Origin of the sequence: Parvibaculum sp., from assembly GCF_049672805.1 — a bacterium.
GTDB lineage: Bacteria > Pseudomonadota > Alphaproteobacteria > Parvibaculales > Parvibaculaceae > Parvibaculum.
The window spans coordinates 1-3,341 of sequence record NZ_JBATWS010000179.1 but is presented as its reverse complement, the minus strand read 5'-3'; the positions used below and the strand labels follow the sequence as shown (position 1 = coordinate 3,341).

4 protein-coding genes are annotated in these 3,341 nt (G+C 62.1%); 2 read left to right on the top strand and 2 right to left on the bottom strand.

Translation table 11 applies throughout. The annotated features are described in order from the left end of the window. Positions 1 to 200, top strand: a 200-nt coding sequence (locus WBF74_RS05865) for an iron chelate uptake ABC transporter family permease subunit (protein ID WP_424436593.1), incomplete at its 5' end; no start/stop codon positions are given. Further along, a complete protein-coding gene (locus WBF74_RS05860; RefSeq protein ID WP_424436590.1) occupies positions 200 to 973 on the top strand; it encodes a heme ABC transporter ATP-binding protein in 774 nt (257 codons plus the stop codon). The genes WBF74_RS05865 and WBF74_RS05860, both read left to right, overlap by 1 nt. A 6-nt stretch (positions 974 to 979) precedes the next feature. Here the strand turns inward: WBF74_RS05860 and WBF74_RS05855 are convergent, their stop codons facing one another. Next, positions 980 to 2,017 carry a Fe(3+) ABC transporter substrate-binding protein gene (locus WBF74_RS05855; RefSeq protein WP_424436587.1) on the bottom strand — a complete coding sequence of 346 codons (1,038 nt, stop codon included), beginning with the start codon at positions 2,015 to 2,017 and terminating at the stop codon, positions 980 to 982. A 94-nt stretch (positions 2,018 to 2,111) separates the two neighbouring features. Then, positions 2,112 to 3,152, bottom strand: a complete 1,041-nt coding sequence (locus tag WBF74_RS05850) for an ABC transporter ATP-binding protein (RefSeq protein ID WP_424436584.1) — start codon at positions 3,150 to 3,152, stop codon at positions 2,112 to 2,114. Between the last annotated feature and the right edge of the window lie 189 nt (positions 3,153 to 3,341).

Here is a 3,341-nt window from a genome sequence, read left to right as displayed (position 1 = left end):
TGGTGCGGATGCTGGCGGGGCCGGACCATCGCATCGTGCTGCCCGGCTCCATTCTTGCGGGTGCAACGCTGCTTCTCGTCGCGGACAGTTTCGCGCGGGTGATTGTTGCGCCCGCCGAGCTTCCCATTGGCCTTGTGACGGCGGCGATTGGCAGCCCCTTCTTCCTCTGGCTTCTCACCCGCAAGAAAAGGTCGATCTGATGCGCGCCACAAATGTCTCCGTCTTCATTTGCGGCAAGCGGCTTCTCGATCAGGTCTCCGTCAGCGTCACGCCGGGCAAGGTGACGGCGCTGATCGGGCCGAATGGCGCGGGCAAGTCCACGCTTATTTCCGTTCTCTCAGGCGAACGTCAACCGGAAGAAGGTGCTGTAACGCTTGATGGTGCGCTGCTTCGTACACTGCCCATGATCTCGCTTGCGCGGCGACGCGCGGTGCTGTTGCAGGATTCGTCGCTCGACTTCGCCTTCACCGTGGAAGAGGTGATCGAGCTTGGGCGGCTGCCCTTTTCCGGCACGCCGATGCAGCTTGAGGATGATACAGCGATTGCGACCGCTTCACATCTTGCAGGCGTAGACAGTTTCATGCAGCGCTCTTACCAGACACTTTCCGGCGGCGAGAAACAGCGCGTGCAGTTTGCGCGCGCCATCGCACAGGTCTGGCGACCGTGCCGCGATGGCGCGGCGCGCTATCTCATTCTTGATGAGCCGACATCGGCGCTTGATCTGCGGCACCAGCGCATGGTGCTTGATGTGGCGCGGCGACTGGCTGGTGAGGGGGTGGGCGTGCTTGCCGCTGTACACGACCTCAATCTCGCCATTGCCTATGCGGATGATGCCGTGCTTCTGAAGCAGGGGGCGGTACTTGCTGCAGGAGATGTGGATGAGGTCATGACCGCATCCACCCTGGGCTCCTGTTTCGACATTGAGGTCGAGATTGTCGCGCGCCGGAACGGCCAGCGCGCGATACTCGTTTGAGGTTTATTACTTCCAGCCTGCGCGGTCGAAGATACGAACGGCCTCGGCCTGATTACGACCAAGCACATTGGCGTTCACTTCATCTTCCTTGAACGCGCCCGTGCCACGAACCGGCGATTCCTCGCTCACGCCAGGCACAGCCGTATATTCATGGTTCATCTGCGTGAAGGCGAGCTGCGCCCAGTCGCTTGTCAGGAACTCGATGAACTTGATCGCATTCTCGCGGTTCGGCGCATGTTTCAGCACGCCCGCGCCCGAAAGGTTCACATGGGTGCCGCGATCTTGCTGGTTCGGGAAGACGATGCCGACCTTCTCCGCAGCTTCGCGGATTTCGGGATCATCAGAGGCCAGCATGCGGCCGAGGTAATAGGTGTTCACCACCGAGATGCCGCATTCGCCCGAGGCGACCGAGCGCACATTGGCGGTGTCATTGCCCTGCGGGGGCATCGCGAAGTTTGCAACGACGCCCTTCGCCCATTCCTCTGCCTTTTCTGCTCCTTCATGTTCGATGATCGAGGCGAGCAGCGAGACATTGTAGATATTCGAAGAGGAGCGCATGCAGATCCGGCCCTTGTTGGAAGGATCGGCGAGATCAGCATAGGTTTCGAGCTTTTCCGGGCGGCCTGCTGCCTTGTTGTAGATGATGATGCGGGCGCGCTTCGAGAGGCCGAACCAGAGTCCGTCCGGGTGGCGGAGATGCGCCGGAATGCGCTCTTCCAGAATCCTGGACGAGACGGGCGAAAAGATGCCCGCTTCCTCGGCGCGCCAGAGGCGGCCGGCATCCACCGTAATCAGCATATCGGCGGGGCTGTTTTTTCCTTCACGCTCGATACGCGCGATCAGTTCGTCGCTATTGCCCTCGATCAGGTTCACCGTGATGCCGGTTTCTTCCTTGAAGCGGTCATAAAGCGAGAGGTCGGTGTCGTAGTGACGGGCCGAATAGACGTTCACTACCCCGGTCTGAGCCGGGGTTTCTGCCTGCGCGAAGGGCGCGAAGGCGGTGCTCATGGCAAGGGCAAAAAGGGAGGCGGTGAGGCGGAACATGATGATCCTTGGCGGTTTATGAGAACGCTTTTCATTTGCATATTATCTGGGCGGAGAGCCGCCCGCAAGCACGTCGAAAGCGCAAAGCGCCGCATCAGGCAGGAAAAACGAAGGTTCCTGCCGGGTCGAAACGGATCGCGGCCCGCTCATTCACAGCGAAGCCTTCGGGGGAGGTGACGCGGGCGCGGAGCGGCTCCTGCGCCTCGGAGGCCTCGCACATCATCAGCACGAGCCAGTCCCGCCCCAGAAATCGGATATCGCCGATGCGGAAGCTCCGCTCCCCCTCACGCGGAGCGGCGAGGCTCACCGCTTCGGGCCGAAGGATCACTTCGGCGCGGCTGTTTTCGGCGAAACCGGAGACGGGCACCTCGCCATAGGCGGTGACGGCAATCCCCCCCCGGACGATGGCAGGAAAGCGCTGGGCATCACCGAAAAGCGAAGCGACAAGCGCACTGGCGGGCTTGGCGTAAAGCTCTTCCGGCGTCGCGCATTGGGCGATGCGGCCCCGCTCCATGACCGCAATGCGGTCGGCAATTTCCATCGCCTCCACCGGATCATGCGTGACGACAAGGGTGACAACGCCTGCTTCCTTGAGCGCGAGGCGGGCTTCTTCCCGCAGGGCGCGACGAAGCGTGACATCCACACTCGCAAAAGGCTCATCAAGCAGCATGGCCGCAGGCGAGGGTGCCAGTGCGCGTGCCAGCGCCACGCGCTGCTGCTGGCCGCCGGAAAGGGTGTGCGGATAGCGGTCCTCAAAACCGGCCAGGCCCACCGAGGCAAGCCTTTGCGCCACAACCGCCCTCACCTCCTCTTTCGGGCGCTTCGCAAGGCCAAAGGCGATGTTTTCGGCGACTGTGAGATGAGGAAAAAGCGCGTGGTCCTGAAAGACCATGCCGAAAGAACGCTTTTCGGGCGGCAGGTCCCGGCCGGGCGCCGCAATCAGCGCCCCGTCCACGAAAATGCCGCCTTCCTGCAGGTTTTCCAGCCCCGCCGCGAGGCGCAGAAGCGTGGTCTTGCCGCTGCCCGAGGCGCCCAGCAGGCACAGAATCTCGCCCGACCGCGCTTCAAGCGTCACGCCGGACAAGACCCGCAGGTCGCCATAGCTGTGTCCGACGTTCTGGAACGCCAGAGACATGAAAACACCTCGCCGGATGAAAACAGACAGAGCCAGATGCAAATGAGTAGCAAAATTGTTTTGCCGCCCTGCGCCGTATTTGTCACAACAGCGCCATGTCAGTCACGGAAAAAGATCGCCCTGTCTCTCCCGGCCTTGCCCGGTTGCGCGCCCGTGCAGGCTCCGGCTGGACGCTGGGGACGCTTGCCA